General features: G+C 62.7%; 20 protein-coding genes. 10 read left to right on the top strand and 10 right to left on the bottom strand.

Features of this window, described 5'->3' with window-relative positions; genetic code table 11:
* The 3 genes from EN914_RS03195 to EN914_RS03185 all read right to left on the bottom strand — a co-directional run.
* A partial coding sequence (locus tag EN914_RS03195; RefSeq protein WP_206527175.1) for an FAD-dependent monooxygenase occupies positions 1-298 on the bottom strand: 298 nt, incomplete at its 3' end.
* Positions 299-344: 46 nt separating this feature from the next.
* Positions 345-875 carry a hypothetical protein gene (locus EN914_RS03190; RefSeq protein WP_024503522.1) on the bottom strand — a complete coding sequence of 177 codons (531 nt, stop codon included), beginning with the start codon at positions 873-875 and terminating at the stop codon, positions 345-347.
* 81 nt (positions 876-956) lie between these two features.
* Positions 957-1,352: a VOC family protein gene (locus tag EN914_RS03185; protein WP_024503523.1), complete on the bottom strand. Its 396-nt coding sequence runs from the start codon at positions 1,350-1,352 to the stop codon at positions 957-959.
* A gap of 208 nt (positions 1,353-1,560) precedes the next feature.
* On the opposite strand from EN914_RS03185, the gene EN914_RS03180 reads away from it, so the two are divergent.
* Entirely contained in the window at positions 1,561-1,884 is a 324-nt protein-coding gene (locus EN914_RS03180) for a ribbon-helix-helix domain-containing protein (protein WP_024503524.1), read from the top strand.
* On the opposite strand, the gene EN914_RS03175 is transcribed toward EN914_RS03180, so the two are convergent.
* Positions 1,877-2,314 (bottom strand): VOC family protein, encoded by a 438-nt coding sequence (locus tag EN914_RS03175; RefSeq protein WP_024503525.1) that lies wholly within the window; start codon positions 2,312-2,314, stop codon positions 1,877-1,879. The genes EN914_RS03180 and EN914_RS03175 overlap by 8 nt on opposite strands.
* 588 nt (positions 2,315-2,902) lie before the next feature.
* On the opposite strand from EN914_RS03175, the gene EN914_RS03170 reads away from it, so the two are divergent.
* The 3 genes from EN914_RS03170 to EN914_RS03160 are packed head-to-tail and all read left to right on the top strand — an operon-like array spanning position 2,903 to position 6,512.
* Positions 2,903-3,529: a gluconate 2-dehydrogenase subunit 3 family protein gene (locus EN914_RS03170; protein ID WP_244514297.1), complete on the top strand. Its 627-nt coding sequence runs from the start codon at positions 2,903-2,905 to the stop codon at positions 3,527-3,529.
* Between the two features lie 2 nt (positions 3,530-3,531).
* Positions 3,532-5,298, top strand: a complete 1,767-nt coding sequence (locus tag EN914_RS03165; protein WP_024503527.1) for a GMC family oxidoreductase — start codon at positions 3,532-3,534, stop codon at positions 5,296-5,298.
* Entirely contained in the window at positions 5,295-6,512 is a 1,218-nt protein-coding gene (locus EN914_RS03160; protein ID WP_024503528.1) for a cytochrome c, read from the top strand. Before EN914_RS03165 ends, EN914_RS03160 begins: the two co-directional genes overlap by 4 nt.
* A 9-nt stretch (positions 6,513-6,521) precedes the next feature.
* Here the strand turns inward: EN914_RS03160 and EN914_RS03155 are convergent, their stop codons facing one another.
* Together EN914_RS03155 and cckA are read right to left on the bottom strand one after the other, a co-directional pair.
* Positions 6,522-7,229: a DeoD-type purine-nucleoside phosphorylase gene (locus EN914_RS03155; protein ID WP_024503529.1), complete on the bottom strand. Its 708-nt coding sequence runs from the start codon at positions 7,227-7,229 to the stop codon at positions 6,522-6,524.
* A gap of 86 nt (positions 7,230-7,315) precedes the next feature.
* A complete protein-coding gene (gene cckA / locus EN914_RS03150) occupies positions 7,316-9,889 on the bottom strand; it encodes a cell cycle histidine kinase CckA (RefSeq protein ID WP_024503530.1) in 2,574 nt (857 codons plus the stop codon).
* Between the two features lie 225 nt (positions 9,890-10,114).
* Here cckA and EN914_RS03145 point away from each other — a divergent pair, with 225 nt between their 5' ends.
* Positions 10,115-10,852 carry a flagellar biosynthetic protein FliO gene (locus EN914_RS03145; protein WP_024503531.1) on the top strand — a complete coding sequence of 246 codons (738 nt, stop codon included), beginning with the start codon at positions 10,115-10,117 and terminating at the stop codon, positions 10,850-10,852.
* A gap of 179 nt (positions 10,853-11,031) precedes the next feature.
* Here the strand turns inward: EN914_RS03145 and dksA are convergent, their stop codons facing one another.
* Positions 11,032-11,448 carry an RNA polymerase-binding protein DksA gene (gene dksA, locus EN914_RS03140; RefSeq protein WP_013531862.1) on the bottom strand — a complete coding sequence of 139 codons (417 nt, stop codon included), beginning with the start codon at positions 11,446-11,448 and terminating at the stop codon, positions 11,032-11,034.
* 306 nt (positions 11,449-11,754) lie between these two features.
* On the opposite strand from dksA, the gene EN914_RS03135 reads away from it, so the two are divergent.
* The 4 genes from EN914_RS03135 (at position 11,755) to EN914_RS03120 (ending at position 15,578) form a co-directional block, all read left to right on the top strand.
* Positions 11,755-12,258 (top strand): histidine phosphatase family protein, encoded by a 504-nt coding sequence (locus tag EN914_RS03135; protein WP_024503532.1) that lies wholly within the window; start codon positions 11,755-11,757, stop codon positions 12,256-12,258.
* A gap of 63 nt (positions 12,259-12,321) precedes the next feature.
* Positions 12,322-13,800, top strand: coding sequence for a YcjX family protein (locus EN914_RS03130; RefSeq protein ID WP_024503533.1), 1,479 nt, complete (start codon positions 12,322-12,324; stop codon positions 13,798-13,800).
* Positions 13,797-14,888: a YcjF family protein gene (locus EN914_RS03125; protein WP_127388997.1), complete on the top strand. Its 1,092-nt coding sequence runs from the start codon at positions 13,797-13,799 to the stop codon at positions 14,886-14,888. The genes EN914_RS03130 and EN914_RS03125 overlap by 4 nt, the downstream gene beginning before the upstream one ends.
* 135 nt (positions 14,889-15,023) lie before the next feature.
* Entirely contained in the window at positions 15,024-15,578 is a 555-nt protein-coding gene (locus tag EN914_RS03120) for a hypothetical protein (protein WP_024503535.1), read from the top strand.
* A gap of 111 nt (positions 15,579-15,689) precedes the next feature.
* On the opposite strand, the gene EN914_RS03115 is transcribed toward EN914_RS03120, so the two are convergent.
* From EN914_RS03115 to EN914_RS03105, 3 genes are all read right to left on the bottom strand, one after another.
* Positions 15,690-15,956 (bottom strand): hypothetical protein, encoded by a 267-nt coding sequence (locus EN914_RS03115; RefSeq protein WP_024503536.1) that lies wholly within the window; start codon positions 15,954-15,956, stop codon positions 15,690-15,692.
* Positions 15,957-16,138: 182 nt separating this feature from the next.
* Complete coding sequence (locus tag EN914_RS03110) at positions 16,139-17,347, bottom strand: MFS transporter (protein WP_024503537.1); 1,209 nt, start codon at positions 17,345-17,347, stop codon at positions 16,139-16,141.
* Between the two features lie 60 nt (positions 17,348-17,407).
* Positions 17,408-18,397 carry an AraC family transcriptional regulator gene (locus EN914_RS03105; RefSeq protein WP_024503538.1) on the bottom strand — a complete coding sequence of 330 codons (990 nt, stop codon included), beginning with the start codon at positions 18,395-18,397 and terminating at the stop codon, positions 17,408-17,410.
* Positions 18,398-18,557: 160 nt separating this feature from the next.
* Between EN914_RS03105 and EN914_RS03100 the strand changes: the two genes are divergently transcribed.
* The coding region (locus tag EN914_RS03100) for a monovalent cation:proton antiporter-2 (CPA2) family protein (RefSeq protein ID WP_206527174.1) at positions 18,558-19,490 on the top strand (933 nt) is incomplete at its 3' end.

The raw sequence follows: 19,490 nt of genomic DNA, 5'->3' as shown, positions 1-19,490 counted from the left end.
CTCCCGCCCAATGCGTGGTCGAACCGCCGACCGACTTGACGATCCAGGCCGGCAGGTTCGGAAAATCCTTTGCCACGCGCCAGTCGCCGGACGTGGTGCGCTTGTCGGTCCAGGCGAGCTGGGCGAACGAACCCCACTCGTCATTGACGAAATCCTCGTATTCGTGGCGCGCGCCGGCTTCCAGGATGACGACGTCGACACCCTTCTGGGCAAGTTCGTTGCCGAGCGTGCCGCCGCCGGCGCCCGAACCGATGATGACGACCACGCCGTCGTTGTTCAGATCAAATGAAGCTGCCATGGTTTCCTCCCATGATTTCTGTTTGCGGGTTCAGGAACGACGGGGCTCAGAGCCACTCGATGTCGTCGAAACCGCGCGCGATGTAGCCGCCCTTGGAATAGGACTCGCCCTCGTAGCCGAAGATCGGCCACACCTCTTTCTGGTTGTAGAGGCCGACCACAAGGCCGCCTCTGATGGCCTGGAAAAACGGCGTCGCCTCGATCTGCTTCAGCATCGCGACCCGCTGGTCCTCCCAGCCAAGGCCGCGATAGCCGCCGCCGCCGGATTTCTTGTCGAGGTCGGCGATGCCATCCTCGAGCATCGCCTTGTAGGCGGCGTCCTTGCCGGCCTGCTCGTCATGACCTTTCACGGCAATGGCGTAGTATTTGTCCGGCACCTGATCGTGCGGATAGATGTCGCGCGCCATCTGGATCAGCGTCGCCATGGTTTCGGGCTTGAGTGCCGATGTCTCGAGCCCCCAGGCATGTTCAGGACTGATGACGGCGCTACCGGAGATGACGAGCAGCGCGCCGATGCCGCCGCGTTTGAGAAGCTCGCGACGTGAAAGCCCGGGCTTCGCGTCATAGATCGTGACCATTTTATTCCTCCCTGCTTGCTATGTGCACTGTTGAGAGTGCGTTTGCTGGCGCCGCACCTGCCGGCGCGACTGCTATGTCTCCTATCGGAAGCGACCTCCGCGCTGCAGAACCTCGATCTTGTAGCCGTCGGGGTCCTCGATGAAGAAAAAGCGGGCGATCAGCGATCCGTCGCGGTTGAACTCGACGATCTTCTTCGGATTCAGGCCAAGCGCACCGAGACGGTCATGTTCGCTGTCGAGGTCGGCGACCGAGACAGCGAAGTGACCGTAGCCGTCGCCGAGCCCGTAAGCTTCCTGCCGATCCTTGTTCACGGTCAGTTCGAGCTCGAACCCTGCCTCGGCATTGCTGAGGTAAAGGAGCGTGAACGTCTCGAAATCCAGCCTGTCGGCGACATTGAGCCCGAAGGCGTTTCTGTAGAAATCGACCGATCGGGCCTCGTCGAGAACCCGGATCATACTGTGGATCGCCTTGGCCAAATTAGTCTCCGCGCTGGTGTGGAGGCGATTATGCGCGGCGCGGACAAAAGGTGGTGGCAGCCGGTTACCACGCCCGCAGCCGCGAACGGGACGAAAGTCCGATTGCCGGACCGGCAATTTTGCCCGAGAATACGTGTGGGGACAGGTCAAGCAGTATCAAACTGGACGCCCGTCCACCCAAGACCAACAATCATGGGAGGTTTGTCGGATGTGCAGGGTGTTTGCGGGCCAGGACCCCGAAGGCTATCGCCAGATCAACCGCTCGATTCGCATCGACGGTCACTCGACCAGCATCCAGCTCGAAGCGACGTTCTGGGCGTTGCTTGACGAGATCGCCGAAAACCAGAACCTGACGACGCCGAAATTCATCTCCAAGCTCTACGACGAAGCCATAGAGATCAACGGCGCCATCCCGAACTTTGCGTCGATGCTGCGCACCACCTGCGCGCTCTATCTGCGCGGCCATCGGCCGGGGATGGATGAGCAGATGGTGCCGAAGCGGCAGGCCGCTCAGCGCATTGCGCTCAGCTGAGTTCTTGCGCGAGCCCGATGAGAAGCCCTCCAGGCCCTCGAATGTAGCAGAGCCGATACACGTCTCTATACTGGACAACTTCGCCTTCGAGCCGCGCACCGCGATTGCGGAGCCTTTCAAGCGTCCCGTCAATGTCGTCCACGGCGAACATGACGCGGAGGTAGCCGAGGGCGTTAACCGGGGCGTTGCGGTGATCCGAGACGACAGGCGGCGTGAGGAAGCGGGACAGTTCGAGCCGGCTGTGGCCGTCCGGCGTCCGCATCATGGCAATCTCGACGCGTTGATCGCCCAGTCCAGTGACACGTCCGGCCCATTCTCCTTCGATCGTGGCCCGCCCTTCGAGCTCAAGGCCGAGCTCGCCAAAGAAACCAATCGTCTCTTCGAGGTCATCGACGACGATTCCTATGTTGTCCATCCGTTTGAGCGCCATGTGTTCAGTCTACAAGGCGTCGTCCAGGTCGTAAACTCATTAGGCTGCTTGCCAGCTGAGCAGGTATGATCAAGGGGTCCGGAACGCCTCGTGATACGTCGCGGTGGCGCCCTGGTGTCGACCACTACCTCGAACGCCAGCCGGTCTGTGGCTGTCCCTGATTCATGCCTGATGGCACGATGCTGTTTCTATCGGTCCAGTATTCGGCCGCGTATGCCAGGACGCTCTGCAAGAGGCGACGCTGCAGCCCAAGCTCCGGGCGAAAACCGGCTTCCAACAGCACAAGCAGACCTGATCGACAGTAGACCAAACCCTCGCTAACGATTTTGTGATGTGGTTGACGAGGTCATTTTCATCTCGCAGTCTATCGGCATTCGATCTGCGGCTTAACCTAACTATCGTTGTCATGAATACTTGGGAATCACTTCCCAAGCGTGCTCTCTTATTTTTGAGATTCCTAATATGAACCGTCGCAACCCTGTCCGAATGAATCGGCGTCTTTTCCTGTCCTCGGTCGCAATGTTTACGGCAACCGCGACATCGGCCGGTTTTGCGCGATCGTTCTCGGGCACTTTGCCCTGGACGCCAATGACATCCGATCCACCGACGCAGGTCGTGGCAGGCGGCTGGCACTTTTTCTCGGCCCAGGAAGCAGCTCTAGTCGAGGCGATCGTCGACCGCATCATTCCGGCCGACGAGCTCAGCATGGGCGGCAAGGAAGCCGGTTGCGCCGTCTATATCGACAGGCAGTTGATGGGGGCGTTCGGTGCGTCGAGCCGGCTTTACACGCAAGGCCCGTTTCTGCCTGGACTGCCCACCCAGGGCTATCAGGGCGAGGCCAATCCGGCGCAGCGTTACCGCACCGGGCTTGCCGCCATCGACGCTTTCCTGAAACAGCGGGACGGCAAGACATTCGTCGAGCTCGCACCGGCCGAACAGGATGCCTTCCTGACGGCTATGGAGGCCGGGAAGGTCGACCTGCCCAATGGCGTCAAGGGGCCGGGTTTCTTCGGGCTTCTGCTGCAGAACACCATGGAGGGGTTCTTTGCCGACCCCGTCTATGGCGGCAACAAGGACATGGTCTCGTGGCGCATGCTTGGTTTTCCAGGCGCCCGCTACGACTACCGCGACCATGTCAGCAAACACAATCAGCCATATCCGCAGCCGCCTGTCTCGATCATCGGGCGCCCCGAATGGCTCGGCAAAGGCGCCTGATCATGACCAAGATACTGCCTCGCAAAGACGTCGTGATCGTCGGCCTCGGCTGGACGGGATCCATTCTGGCCCACGAATTGACCGATCAGGGCCTGGACGTGGTGGCTATAGAACGCGGCCCCTGGCGCGATACGGCAACCGATTTCAACATCGGCTACGCGCAGGATGAGTTGCGCTACAGCATCCGGCGCGACCTCTTCCTGCAGCCCGCCGTGGAAACCATGACGGTGCGCAACGACCCGTCGCAGAAGGCGCTGCCGATGCGCGATTTCGGCTCCTTCCTCCCCGGCAACGGCGTCGGCGGCGCCGGCGTCCACTGGAACGGCCACACCTGGCGGTTCTGGGATTCAGACTTTCAGATAAAGACCAATCTGACCAAGAAATATGGTGCATCGAGAATCGCCGATCTCCAGGTCGAGGACTGGGGCGTGACCGGCGCGGAGATGGAGCCCTATTACGACCAGTTCGAGTATCTGGCAGGCATCTCGGGCAAGGCCGGCAATATCAAGGGGCAGTTGCAGGAAGGCGGCAATCCGTTCGAGGATCCAAGGTCGCGGGATTATCCGAACCCGCCGATGCAGATGACCTACGCGCCAACCCTGTTCGCCGAGGTCGGCCGGTCGATCGGCCTGCATCCCTTCCCGACCCCATCCGCCAACATGTCGCGGGCCTATGTCAACCCGCTCGGCATCGCCATGGGTCAATGCACCTATTGCGGATTCTGCGAACGCTTCGGCTGTGCCAACTATTCGAAGTCGAGCGCCCAGACCACCGTCCTTCCGGTGCTGATGAAGAAGTCCAATTTCGAAGTCCGCACCGACAGCGAGGTACTGCATGTCGATCTGGCTCCCGGAGGCAAGTCGGCGCGCGGCGTGACCTACGTCGATACCTCAGGCGAGGAGTACTTCCAGCCGGCCGATCTGGTGCTGCTGTGCGCCTACGGCCTGCACAATGCCCGGCTGATGATGCTGTCCGGCATCGGCAAGATCTACGACCCCGGCAGCGGCGAAGGAACGGTTGGGCGCAATTACTGCTACCAGACAAACGCCGGCGTGCAGGTGTTCTTCGACGACAAGAACTTCAACCCGTTCATCGCCGCAGGCGCGCTCGGCCAGACGATCGACGATTACAATGGTGACGCATTCGACCACGGCGCGCTGGACTTCGTCGGCGGCGCGGGCATCAACTGCATTCCCACCAACGGGCGCCCGATCGGAACCAGGCCGACCCTGCCCGGCACGCCGAAATGGGGCAGCGCCTGGAAGAAGGCAACGGTCGAGGGCTACAAGAGCACGCTTGGCTACTCGTCCCAGGGAAGCAGCTACGCGACGCGCAACAACTACCTCGACCTCGACCCGACCTACAAGGACCGTTTCGGGCGGCCGCTGATGCGCATGACGTTCGATTTTCCCGACAACGACATCCGCATGTCGAACTATGTCTGCGACCGGATGGAGGAAATCGCCAAGGCGCTCGGCGGCAAGCAGTACGCCGTCAGCCGCCGCAAGAAAGGCTGGGACAGCGTCCCCTACCAGAGCACCCACAATACGGGCGGCGCCATCATGGGAACGGACCCGAAGAAGAGCGCGGTCAACACCTTCCTCCAGAGTTGGGACGTCCCCAACGTCTTTGTCATCGGTGCGTCGGCCTTCCCGCAGAATGCCGGCAAAAATCCGACAGGAACGGTCGGCGCGCTCGCTTTCCGCGCCGCCGATGCCATCCGCAATCAATATCTGCGCAATCCCGGTGCACCCCTGGTGCAGGCATGAACAAGCTCGTTCTCACGCTCGCCATCGGTGCTGCGGCCCTCACTGGCGGCCCGGCATGGAGTGCCGATCAGGCGGACCAGATCATACGTGGACAGTATCAGGCGGTGCTCGGCGACTGTGCAGGCTGTCATACGCGGGCCGAGGGTAAACCGCTGGCCGGCGGCCTGCCGCTCGAAACGCCGTTCGGCGCGCTCGTGCCGCCCAACATAACGCCTGACCGCGAGACGGGCATCGGCAGTTGGTCGGAAGCCGACTTCCGCAGCATGATGAAGTCTGGCATCGGCCACAATGGTGTGCGGCTCTACCCCGCAATGCCCTACCCCGCCTATACCAGGATGAACGATCGGGACATTTCCGACTTGTGGGCCTATCTGACGACGGTTCAACCGGTATCGAACAAGGTCGAAGCCAATCAGCTGCCGTTCCCGTTGAACATCCGGCTGGCGATGCTGGGCTGGAATGCCCTCAACTTCACCGAAGCAAGCTTTCAGCCGGATCCCTCCAAGTCGGCGGAGTGGAATCGCGGCGCTTATATCGTCCAGGGAGCGGGCCATTGCGGCACCTGCCACTCGCCCAAATCTTTCCTTGGCGCCGATAAGGACAGCGAGTTCCTGCAAGGTGCCTCCCTGCAGGGCTGGTTTGCCCCCGACATCACCAACAATGCGCAATCGGGCCTGGGCAAATGGTCGGAAGAGGATCTGGTGAAATACCTCAAGACCGGCGTCAATGCGCATTCGATTGCCTCCGGTCCGATGGCGGAGGCCATCGAGAACTCCACGTCGAAAATGACCGATCCCGATCTCAAGGCGGTTGCAGTCTACCTCAAGAGCCTGGGCTCGGATGTCGACAGCGCCCAACCGGCAAAGCCTGACGCAACACGGATGACCGCGGGCGAGGCAATCTATCGCGACAATTGCTCGGCCTGCCATGGTGGAGATGGTGCCGGGTCAGGCGCGCTTTTCCCTTCCCTTGCCGGCAATTCGATCGTCGCGCAGGGCAGTGCCGAAACACTGGCCCGGCTCGTCCTTGCCGGCAGCCAGGCCGTGCACACGGCCGATGCACCGACGACGCCCGCCATGCCTTCCCTGGCCTGGCGCCTGAAAGACCAGGAGGTCGCCGACGTCTTGACCTATGTGCGCGCCAGTTGGGGCAACGCGGCTCCTGCAGTCTCGTCCGACGATGTCGCCGCCGTACGCAAGGAATTGACCCAGTAGACCCGTACTCTAGCTCTCGGCTGCGACGGCCAGCGCCAGACGGCTCATGTCGGTGAAAAGCGCCTGGCGCTCGGAATAGTCGGTCTGTTCGCCGGTCTCGATGTTGTCCACCACGACACACATCGACAACGCACGTGCTCCGAAATGCTCCGATATGCCATAGAGCGCGCTGGTTTCCATATCCACGGCCAGGGCTCCTTGCGCCCGTGCATCGGCAAAACGGGCACGCCCATCCGGGTGATAGAAGATGTCGCTGCAGACCGTCAGGCCGACATGATGGTCGATGCCAAATTCTACCGCCTTGGCCCGTGACGATGCGAGGAGCGCCGGGTCCGGGCCAGCCGGTCCATAAAGGCCGAAAACCTGGCCGCTCTGGGCGCTTTCCGCCTGTGCCGATTGCGAGATGACAAGGCTGCGCAGCTTTGCCCTTGCGGTCAGGCTGCCGCAGGTGCCGGTACGGATCAGCGTCCGGGCGCCATAATGGTCCAGCAGTTCATGCGCATAGATCAGAAACGATGAAACGCCGATGCCCGTCGCCTGAATGCTGATGGACTTGCCACGAAACAAGCCGGTGAAGCCAAGCGTGCCGCGTCGGCGATTGATGCAGCGCGGCGCTTCCAGGAACGTTTGCGCCATCCATTCGGCGCGCTGCGGGTCGCCCGGCAACAACACCGTGTCGGCATAGTCGTCCTTGTCCGCTTCGTTGTGCGGCGTCACCGGTTACTCCCATAAGCCTTCCTGCCGTTCACCCCTCAATCATGGCGTTGTCACGGCGTTGCGCAAGGAGGAACATGGGGAAGGCTCTAGGACTCCAGCACGTCCTTGACGATCGTGGCCAGTTGCTTGAGCGAAAACGGCTTGGGCAGGAAGCCGAAATGCGCATCTGCCGGCAGGTTTCTGGCGAATGCGTCCTCGGCATAGCCGGACACGAAGACGAACTTGATGTCGGGCTGGCGCTTGCGCAATTCGCCGAGCAGCGTCGGCCCGTCCATTTCCGGCATCACCACGTCGGAAACGACGATATCGACCTTGCCGCCCAGCGCCTCGAACACTTCCAGCGCCTCGACGCCCGACGATGCCTCGTGCACGGTGTAGCCGCGCGAGGTCAGCGCCCGCATGCCGCCCATGCGCACGGCATCCTCGTCCTCGACGAGCAGCACCGTGGCCGAGCCCGACAGATCCTTGGCCGGATCGGCGACCTTTGCCGGCGCCGCCGGCGCATCGCCGGGCTCGCCTGCTTTTTTCGCTTCGGCGATGTGACGCGGCAGGAAAATGCGGAAAGTCGAGCCTTTGCCGACTTCGGAATCGCAGAAGATGAAGCCGCCGGTCTGCTTGATGATGCCGTAGACCATCGACAGGCCAAGGCCGGTGCCTTTGCCGACTTCCTTGGTGGTGAAAAAGGGCTCGAATATCTTCTTCAGCACGTCGGGCGCGATGCCGCTGCCGGTGTCCTCGACTTCGACCACGACATAGTCCGCCGGGGCGAGTTCGCGGTAGGAAAAGGCCTTGCACTCCTCGGCGGTCACATTGCGGGTGCGCACGGTCAGATCGCCGCCCGCCGGCATAGCATCGCGCGCGTTGACCGCAAGGTTCACCACCACCTGTTCGAACTGCCCGATATCGACCTTGACCGGCCACAGGTCGCGGCCATGGTCGACCTTCAGCTTGATGTCGTTGCCGACAAGGCGGGCCAGCAGCATCCTGAGATCGGCGAGCACGTCGGTCAGGTTGAGCACTTCCGGCCGCAATGTCTGCTTGCGCGAGAAGGCCAGAAGCTGCCGCACCAGCGAAGCCGCCCGGTTGGCATTCTGCTTGATGTTCATGATGTCTGGGAAGGACGGGTCCGACGGGCGGTGATTGGTCAACAAAAGGTCGGACGCCATGATGATGGCGGTCAGCACATTGTTGAAATCATGCGCGATGCCGCCGGCAAGCTGGCCGACTGCCTGCATCTTCTGGCTTTGCGCCATCTGCCCTTCCAGCGCCTTCTGCTCCGTTGTCTCGACGGCGTAGACGATGGCCGACTCCTCGGCGCCCTCGCCGCCGGTGCCGTCAGCGACGGCGTTGACGTAGAAGCGGATGTGCCGTTCGTCGTTGCCGGGCAGAAGCGTGTCGATCGGCTCGATGTCGGCCTGCCGCTGCTGCGCTTTCTCGAAGGCAGCCGCGAAGGCCGGCCGGTCGCGTTCGTGGATTACCGTGTCGAGCCGCACGCGACGGTCGACGGCGTCGCGATCGACCACAGACGAAAACAACGACAAAAACGGCGCATTGGTGCGCAGGATGCGTCCGTTGTGGTCGACGCCGGCGATTGCCATCGGTGTCGAGTTGAAGAAGCGGGTGAAGCGCACTTCCGAAGCCCGCAAGTCGGCAGAGGCATCCTCGCCTTGCGTGCGGTTGAGCACGATCGTGCGTGTCGGCCCATTCAATCCTTCGCGGCTGGCCGAAACGCGGTGCATGAAGCGCACCGGCAGCGCTTCGCCCGTCATGGTCGTCAAATCGAGATCGATCACCGCGTTGCGTGTGGTGCCGGGGTCGGCCTTGACCGAGCGGACCAGCGCCATGCCGTCGCCGGCCACGATCTCCGACAGAGACACGGCGCCGGGCGTGAAGCTGGTGAGGTCGATGCCCAGCCATTCGGCGAGCGTGGCGTTTATGTAGGTGACGCGGCCCTCCTGGTCGGCCGAAAAGAAGCCGGCCGGCGCGTGGTCGAGGTGATCGATCGCCTTCTGCAGATCGAGGAAGAAGCGTTCCTGCTCGGCCCGCTCCTGCGAGATATCGGCAAGCTGCCAGGCCAGCATCGGCAGCCGCTGGCCCGGAACGCTGAAGGCGCGGGCGCGCGCGCGGTACCAGCGGGCGCCCGGCTCGGCACCGGGCCGAATGGACTGTGCGAGCCTAAACTCGCCGTCGCCCGGCTGGCCGTCGCGAAGGCCGGACGCCAGGCGATAGATCGTCACCGATGCTTCGGGGACATCCGAGAGCAATCCCTCGACGGTCTTCAGGTCGGCAGCGGACGATGCTCCGGTCATATCCGCATAGGCGCGGTTGGCGTAGACGACGCGGCCCTTGGTGTCGGTGACGAGAAGCCCCTGCGACATCGAATCGACGAAGGATTTCGACAGTTCGTCGCCTGTCGAGCGTGGCGTGACCTGCACGAAGCCGATCGCCGTCGCGAACAGGAAGCCGACGCCGATCATCGCCAGCACGCCGAGCATGCCGAGCAGGAAAGGATCGCCGAGGCGCTCGCGGAAAAGACCGAAGACGATCGCGGCCCCCGTCAGAACGACGATGAAAATGATAAGCCGGGTAACCGCGCCCGGTCGCGTATTCTGGTCGACGATCGGTACCGGATAGAAATCGCCGCGCGCTTCCTTGGCCATGTGCCCCCTGCTCGTGAATTCCGGTGTTCCGACACCCGCCCCGTACCGGGTTGAATCACATTCTCCTAGTCCGGAAAAGGCCTGGGCGGCAAATGTCGGATAAAAATGATGTCTTCCGGCCTTCGGAGTTTTTCAAGCTGTTCAACAGCGTGAAACGCAACTTGCGGTGGCCCGCTGCAACGGTCTAGTGTCTTATCACTTCCAAGGGGCGATCAGGGGAAACCAATGCAATGGCTCGATAGCGTGGCAGGTCCCGGTTATGCCGCAGCATTGTTGTGGACGTTTGCAGCGCTCGTCCTGCTGGTCATCGTTCTCGTCATCGTCAAGCTGGTGCGCAACCTGACATTCGGAACCTTCGTCGCCGGCGGCCGGAACCGCAAGACGCGACTGGCCGTCATGGATGCCACCGCCGTCGACAGCCATCGCAGGTTGGTGCTGATACGCCGCGACGACATCGAACATCTGCTTCTGATCGGCGGTCCGACCGACGTCGTCGTCGAGCGCGATATCCGGCTTTCGGCGCCGCGCCGGCCGGCATTGACTGGAGATGGCGGCTTGCAGCCGGTTCCGGCCGCCGCTCCGACAAGGCCGCGTCCGCCGCAACCCGCTCCGCCGCCGCTGAGACAGGCACCCGCTCCACAGCCGGTGAATACGACGCCGCCCGCCCGCCCCCGTCCGACAGCGCCGCCGGCACCTGCACCGAAGCCGGCAACGCAAAGCTATCAGCCGACCAATGTCACGCCGTTGCCCGCCTACGGCTCCGCCAACGCCAACACCGCCCGGCACGCCCCGCCACCACCGCAGCCGGTGCAGGATAGCATCGACGACACGCTGATGAGAGAACTTGAAGTATCACTGGACCAGCCCCGTTCGGGCGGCCAGGTGGGCAAGCCGGCGGCGCCGCAGTCGCTCGACGACGAGATGACCAAGCTTCTCGGTGAACTCTCCAGCCAGAAGAAATGAGCGACCGCCGGGTCGCTATCCCCGCGAAACACCGTCGCCGGTCCGGCTGCCGAACCACCTCGTCCGAAGCCCCGAGGGTTTTCGATCTTCGCGCGCCCTGAGTGGTGGATGCCGCACCAATGAAAATGGCCGGGAAACCGGCCATTTTCAGAATCGTTCGAGACAGCCGGCCGTGAGCTTCAGTCGTCGCGATAGACTTTTTCGCGGCGCTCATGCCGCTCCTGCGCTTCGATCGACAATGTCGCGATCGGACGTGCATCGAGCCGCTTCAGCGCGATCGGCTCGCCGGTTTCTTCGCAATAGCCGTAGGTGCCTTCGTCGATGCGTTGCAGGGCGGAATCGATCTTTGCAATGAGCTTGCGCTGACGGTCGCGGGCCCTGAGTTCGATGGCACGGTCGGTTTCCGAAGAGGCGCGATCGGCCAGATCGGGGTGGTTGGCGTTTTCTTGCTGCAGGATTTCCAGTGTTTCGCGCGCTTCGCGCAATATGTCATTCTTCCAGGTGACGAGCTTTGAGCGGAAGTAGGATTTCTGCCGCTCGTTCATGAACGGCTCGTCTTCGGAGGGTACGTAATCGGCGGTAACGATGTCGTTCATTCGACTCACCCAAACTGCCCCAAATTTGGCGCCTATATATTCGTCGTCCGACGCCTGCACAAGCGCAATCGGCCGCTGTTTCACGCAATTGTTAAAGTACCCGGGCACGCGTCTTTGCAGCCGCGTACGGTCGCTTTGGATCCGGTGACGCATATTTTCCCTGATCGCGGTGACCCCGGGGCCGATATGCAAGCGCCTTTTGCAGCAGCAGCGTTGGCTGATTCGCCGTGTTTGAAGAGCACGGGCCATTGTGCGCGACGCCGTTCTCGTGGCTAATCCCGGAAGGCTTCGGCATTCGGAGGTTGGGTGAGCAGGCTTTATCTGTTGCGACATGCCAAGGCTGGCTGGGCATTACCCGGCATGCGCGATTTCGACCGTCCGCTCGATGCGTCCGGCCGCGCCGATGCCGAAATGATGGGCGCCGCCATGCGCTCCCGCCTCTATGTTCCGGACCGGACGCTGTGCTCCAACGCCAAACGCGCCAAAGAGACGCTGGAAGGCCTGGCCGGCCAGACCGACACCGGCCGGGTCCTGTTCTTCGACGGGCTCTACAGCGCGGACGCGGCCGGTTATCTCAACCTTATCAAGAACAATGGCGGATCGGGCTCGTTGCTGGTCATCGGCCACAACCCGATGATGGAAGACCTTGCCTTGGCAGTTTCGGGCGGCGGCGACGAGGCTGCGCGGGCCACACTGAACCATGGGTTCCCGACCGCGGGCCTGGCGGTCGTCCGCTTCGACGGCGATCTTGCCAGCGCCGCCCAAGGCACCGGCTATCTCGAAGTGTTCCTGACGCCGGCCGATCTCTGAAGCCATTTCAAAGCCTTGTTGCAGCGCCTATATCGGACGGACCGAAGTTCGAGAGAGCATATTTTGGCATCATCGCTGACCACCTTCACCGACGAGGCGAGGATTGCCCTCGACACGGTATCGGGCCGCGCCACCGGGCTTTTTTCCCCATCGCTGCGCCTCGGCGTGACCGGATTGTCCCGCGCCGGCAAAACGGTGTTCATATCGGCCCTTGTCCACAATTTCATCCATGGCGGGCGCCTGCCGCTGTTCGAGGCGCAGAAATCGGGGCGCATCGCGCGCGCCTTCCTCGAGCAGCAGCCCGACGACGCGGTGCCGCGTTTCCAGTACGAGGACCACATCGCAGCCTTGGTCAACGACCGCGTCTGGCCCGATTCTACGCGCGCCATTTCGGAGCTGCGGCTGACCATCGAATATGAATCGGCTTCCGGCTGGAGCCGCATGTTTTCCTCGGGCAGATTGTCCGTCGATATCGTCGACTATCCCGGCGAATGGCTGCTCGATCTGCCGCTGCTCGGCAAATCCTTCGCCGATTTTTCCCACGAAGCCTTTGAAATGGCTGTTCTGCCGGTGCGCGAGGACCTGTCGCAAGCCTGGCGGGCACTATCGGCCGGGATCGACCCGAACGCCGATGCCGACGAGATGACGGCGCGCCGCCTGGCCGAGAGTTTCGCCGCCTATCTGAAAGCCTGCAAGCTCGACGAGCGGGCGCTTTCGACCTTGCCGCCCGGCCGCTTCCTGATGCCGGGCGATCTCGAAGGCTCGCCGGCCCTGACCTTCGCGCCACTGGCCGCGATCGGCGACAAGCGCCCGCGCGCAGGCTCGCTGCACGCGATGATGGACAGGCGCTATGAGGCCTACAAGACGCATGTCGTCAAACCCTTCTTCCGGGAACACATCACCCGCCTCGACCGCCAGATCGTCCTGATCGACGCTATGCAGGCGCTGAACGCCGGCCCAGGCGCCATGGCCGACCTGGAACGCGCGGTGACCGAGATCCTCAGCTGTTTTCGCCCCGGCCGGGGCAGCTTCCTCACCGATCTGTTCTCGCGGCGCATCGACCGCATTCTGGTTGCCGCGACCAAGGCCGACCATCTGCATCACGAAAGCCATGACCGGCTGCAGGCGATCGTGCGGCGGCTTGCCGACCGCGCCGTGGCACGGGCGAATTTCACCGGCGCCGATGTCGATGTGGTCGCCATGGCGGCGGTGCGCGCGACGCGCGAAGGCACCGTCAGGCAAGGCCGGGAGACGCTTCCCGTCATCATCGGCACGCCGATAGCCGGTGAGAAGATCAACGGCGAAACCTTCGATGGAAGAACTGAAACAGCCATATTTCCCGGTGACTTACCGGAGAATATTGATGCGGTTTTCGATGTTTCGGGAGCCGATCACAGGCAGGACTCCGCGGACCCTGCAATCCGCTTCGTCCGTTTCCGTCCCCCAAAGCTCGAACGCACGGCCGAAGGCGTCACGCTGTCGCTGCCGCATATCAGGCTCGACCGTGCCTTGCAGTTCCTGATCGGAGATCATCTGGCATGACCGCGCCCCGCAAGCCGGCGGCATTCCGCATCGAACCGGAAGCCCCACCGAGACAAGCGGCCCCTGAGCCGCGCAACATCCAGGCCGACACCCAACGCAAACCCCGCGCGATGAAAACCGATGTCGCGATGGTCATACCGGCGGAAGTCGATGTCTTCGACGAGCCCGACATCATTGCCGCGGAGCCGCCACCAGCCGTCTCCCCCAGGAAACGCTCGCTGCTCGGCAACATCTTCTTCGGCGCCTTCGGCGTGCTGGTTTCGCTGGCGGTCGGCCTGTGGACCGACCAGCTCATACGCGACCTCTTTGCGCGCGCTGAGTGGCTGGGCTGGCTGGCGGCCGGCATGGCCGCCATCGCCGTGCTGGCGCTTGTGGTGATCCTGATTCGCGAATTCCTGGCGATCGCCCGCCTCGCCGAGGTCGAAAAGCTGCAGAAGCGGGCGCTCGATGCGATCGCCCGCGACGATCCCAAGGCGGCACGATCGGTCGTCGACGAACTATCGGCCTTTGTCTCGGCCAAACCCGAGACCGCGGCCGGCCGGCGCGCGCTGGCCGAATTGCGCGGCGAAATCATCGACGGCGGCAATCTCGTGCGTCTGGCGGAGGCTGAAATTCTCGGACCACTCGATGCCAGGGCGAAAGTGATGATTCTCGAAGCTGCCAAACGCGTCTCGCTGGTGACGGCGGTCAGTCCACGCGCACTGGTCGATGTTGCCTATGTCGTGTTCGAGGCCGGGCGGCTCATTCGACGCCTGTCGGAACTCTATGGCGGACGGCCGGGAACGCTGGGTTTCTTCCGCCTGGCGCGCAGCGTTCTGGCGCATCTGGCGGTCACCGGTTCGATCGCGGTCGGCGACAGTTTCGTCCAGCAGATCGTTGGCCACGGCCTGGCCGCGCGCCTTTCGGCCAAGCTTGGCGAGGGCGTCGTCAACGGCATGATGACGGCGCGCATCGGCATCGCCGCGATGGAGACGGCTCGACCCCTGCCCTTCAGCGCCGCCAAACGTCCCGGATTGGGCGACTTCCTCTCGGCGCTGACATCGTTCGCAACCAGGAAAGACGGTGCAACGACCCCCTCCGGCAAGTGAGCCGGGCTGGAGTGTCCGGGCATTCGGAATCGTTACCGGACTGCTCTGCGGCGGCCCCGCGGTGACGAAGCATTAACCAATCTTGTTCATGGTCAGACCGGTTCCAAACAGCATCTTTGTTGCCGGGTGTCGTCGATGAAAAGCGTAATTCTATCCAGCGTCCTGTCCCTGGCAACGGTGATTACGACAGTCGTCGGCATTGCCGGAGTGGCCTCTGCGGCGGAGCCGGACAAGCAGTTCTTCCAGTCTGCCGAAGGCAAGTGGATCGGTCCCGGCGAAATCGTCGCCGGCAAGTACAAGGGCACCAAGTTCAACTGCAGCTTCACCGGCTCGACGCCCGACGGCAAGGTCGGCATGTCGCTCGACGGCGGCTGCCGGGTCGGTATGTTCACCCAGCCAATGTCGGCCAAGATCGAGCGCAAGGGCCGCGAGGGCTACAAGGGCAGCTTCATGGGTGGCGCGACCGGTTCCGGCCTCGACATCATCGGCGGCAACGTCGTCGATCCCCGCAAGGTGGTCTTCACCATCAACCGCAACCAGCTGCGCGGCGTCATGCAGGCTCGCATCCCTGACGACAATTCGATGACGGTGACTATCGCCGTGCGCGTCAACGACCAATTGGTGCCGGTGATCGGCATGAGCCTGAAGCGGGTCGACGCGGTCGAAGTCGGTTCCATCGCGCCGAACTGAAATCGCGCCGAACTGAAAAATCCGAAGAAAAAGGCGGCGACCCAACGGTCACCGCCCTCTCACTTGAGCCCATCGAATCAGGCGCTTAGGCCTTGATCTCAAATCAGGGTGTCAGCCCTTGATCGCGGCCGTCACTTCGTCATAGGCCTTGCAGGCGTCGGCCAACGTCGTGGTGCCCTGATACTTGGTTGTCACCGCCTGGACCTTGGCGGTCAGATCAGCCGCCTTGGCCGGGTCCTTGGTGATCGCCTCCTGAAGTGCTGCAGCCATGTCCTGCGCCTTCTTGGTTGCGATCTCCGCCGTGCACTCAGGCGCCTTCGAGCAAGCCGAACCGGCAAGCACCGCCAGGCCGACGGCAACAAACAAAAACTTCTTCATGTCAGTCATCTCCTCAAAAAGGGCGCGACTTGATCGTCGATCACCCTCCAATGGCCGAAGCCGAGCGTCCTTAGCCTTCGATTGCGGCAAGATGCAACGTGTTCCCGGCCTCAACTTGTGTATCGCGCCTGCAACATCGCTGGCGGCAGGATTTGAGGCTACTGTGTCGGCGGCTGCAAAGTTCAGCTGCGAGGCTGCAGCAGCGCCAAGACAGCGGTCGATGCGGCAAGGATAGCAGTCAGAGTCAAAGGCCCAGTCGCGCCATAGGTGTCCACGACATAGCCGCCGACAACCGCGCCGATGGTGATGGCAATTTGGAAAGAGGTGACCATCAGGCTGCCCGCTGCCTCCAGCGCATCAGGCGCCGCGCGCGACATATTGGTCGGCAGCACCACCGGCGCCATGCCAAAGGCGAAACCCCACAGCGTAACGAAACCGAAGGCAACGCCGATATGCGAGCCCCAAAGCACCAAAGTAAGTGCCGCAACCGCCATCAACGCCGCGGTGACTGCGAGGGCCATGTGGATGTTGGTGTCGGCCATGCGGCCGCCGGCAACATTACCGATCACGGCAGCGATGCCAAACCCGAGCAGAGCCAAGGCAATCGGTCCGGTTGTAAGGAGTGTCACCTGTTCGAGGAAGGGACGCACATAGACCGAGCCGGCAAAATGCCCCGTCATCAGCAAAAGGATAGCCAACATGCCGAGTTGGATGCCGCGCCGCCGGGTCAGCCGAAATACATCTGCAAGGCTGTTGCTTGCCGTTGCGGGCAAGGTCGGCAGGCTGAGAAACTGCAGCAGCATGGCAAGCGCGGCCAGCCCCGCCGTCATGGCCATGGCACTGCGCCACCCTATCCAGTCACTGATCAACGCGCCCATCGACGGTGCGGCAATGGTTGCGAGCGAGACGCCCAGGGTGACGATCGCCATGCCCCGACCTGTCGCGCTGGCGCCAACCAGCCTCGCCACAACGGCGACCGAAAGTGCCCAGAAAGCGCTGAGAGCGATGCCCAGCCCGGCCCGGCCCAACAGCAACAGCCAGAAATCGGTCGCCAGCGCCGCCAGGACATTGGAACCGACCGCAAGAGCACTGAGACCAACCAGCACCGCCTTGCGGTTCAAGCGGCCGATGAGAACATTGCTCAACATGGCCGTCACGGCGCCGACGGAAGCGGTGGCGGTGACGACCTGTCCGGCCGTCCCCTCGCTGATGCCGAGATCACGTGCCATTGGCGTCAGCAGACCTGCGGGCAGGAATTCGGCCGACACCAAGGCAAAGCTGGTGGCCGCCAATGAAATCACCGCGAACCAGGTGGCTGCGCTCCACGCGGCTGGTGCATCGGCATCAAGGCCAGTCGCGGCGTCTTCAAGCTGTAATGTTGTGTCAGTCACGGAAAGATCTCCAAAGTTTGGAGGTCTTAAATAGGCGAGTCCGCTCGGATGATATGTATCTTAGAATCCGAAATTCATATCCATTCGTCCGGGAATTGTGCGACGCACAACGCCCGGCGAGACATTGGTGATGCGCTTGAACGCGCGCGCGAAGGATGCCTCCGAATCATAGCCCAAACGGGTAGCGACTTCGGCAACCGACAAGTCGTTTTGGCCCAGCAATTCGCGGGCAAGCTGCATGCGCAGGCGGGCGAGATAGTGTGCGGCACCCTCCCCCAATACCGCACTGAAACGCTCGGCGAAAATCGAGCGCGATTGGCCTGCCACGCCGGCCAGGCTTCCCAGCGTCCAGTTGTGGCCGGGGTCGCGGTGCATGGCCGCCAAAGCGCGGCCTATATGGGGGTCGCGGATGGCTGCGAGCCAACCGGTGGTCGAGGCTCCGTTGCAATTGACCCAGCAGCGTATGAGCCGGGCCGTCAGCAAGTCGGCCATACGCGACAGAATCGTGGCGCTGCCCATCTGCGGCTGCGAGGCCTCCACCGTCATGGCCGCCAGCAAAGGACCGACGACCGGGTCATTGCCGGCCACGTCGCAACCCTTGATGACAGGCGGCATCAACGTGATCAATGGGTTGAGCGCATAGGAGTCCAAGGCCATGGAGCCGCAGAAAAGGGTGCTCGTCGCGCCCGTTCCTTGCCGTACCACTTCGCAGACGTTGCCCCCCAACTTGATCACCTGGCAACCTTCGAGCGAGCCCCCTGCAACGTCCGGCGCGCTCGCCAGCCGATGGGCGATGCCTTGCGGCAGCAGCACCAGATCGCCATCGCGCAGCTCCTGCCAGCCTTGCGATTCAGTATGAATCCAGCATGGGCCCTGGCCGACAAAGTGAAACCGAAGCAGCTGTTGTTGCGGAAAGTCTATGCTCCATGGGTGCCGGAGTTCGCAGCGGCCATAGTTGACACCACTCAAGCGAAAGTCTTGCAGAACTTCGCTGAGCGCATCCATCGGGATATGTGGCGGCGAGGACGGCCGGGACGAATGGTCAAACATATACGCAATATAGATGCCGAACGTCCGGCAGACAAGCGGGGACCGTTGTTCCACCAGGTCAATCACTGCAACGGCACACTACCCTTCCCGGCAGATTTCTCGCCTTGCCTCCCGCTCCAACTGCATGCAAGGAGTGCTGCAAGACACAGGGACAAGAGGCATGGCGGCGGAAGCATCGGGCAGTGATCTGGTTCAGGTGGTGGCGCTGCTTGCTGCCGGTGTCGTCGCCGTTCCCATCTTCAAGCGCATGGGCCTCGGCTCGATCCTCGGCTATCTGGCTGCCGGCGTGGTGATCGGCCCGTTCGGCCTCGGCGTCTTTTCCGAATCGGAAGCCATTCTTCATGTCGCCGAACTCGGCGTGGTGATGTTCCTGTTCATCATCGGGCTGGAAATGCAGCCATCGCGGCTCTGGGGCCTGCGCCGCGAGATCTTTGGCCTCGGTGCGTTGCAGGTCGGCGTCTGCGCGCTTCTTCTGACCGCCGTCGGCATGGCTGGAGGGTTTCCAATCGCGCAATCCTTCGTCGCCGGCGCCGGCTTCGTGCTGACCTCGACAGCGATCGTCATGCAGCTTCTCGAGGAACGCGGCGAAATCGCCGCGCCGAAAGGCCAGCGCATCGTATCGGTCCTGCTGCTCGAGGATCTTGCCATCGTGCCGCTGCTGGCCCTGATCGCGTTTCTGGCGCCCGGCGGTGCCGACACCAGCCTATCGGAGCGGCTGACCGAGGTCGGCATCGGCCTCGCCGCGATCGTCGGCCTGGTTGTGGCCGGCCGTTATCTGCTCAATCCGTTCTTCCGCATCCTGGCGGATGCCCGTGCCCGCGAGGTGATGACGGCGGCGGCACTTCTGGTCGTTCTCGGATCCGCGCTCGCCATGCAGCTCAGCGGCCTGTCGATGGCGATGGGCGCCTTCCTGGCCGGTGTGCTTTTGTCCGAATCGACCTTCCGCCATCAGCTCGAAGCCGATATCGAACCGTTCCGCGGCATCCTGCTCGGTCTGTTCTTTCTCGCGGTGGGCATGTCGCTCGACCTGCATGTGGTCGCGGCGAACTGGCGGCTGATTGCCATCTATGTCGTCGCCTACATGGTGATGAAG

The sequence above is a fragment of the Mesorhizobium sp. M7A.F.Ca.CA.001.08.2.1 genome, from assembly GCF_003998455.1.
Lineage (GTDB): Bacteria > Pseudomonadota > Alphaproteobacteria > Rhizobiales > Rhizobiaceae > Mesorhizobium > Mesorhizobium ciceri.
This window is presented reverse-complemented; position numbering and strand designations above follow the sequence as displayed.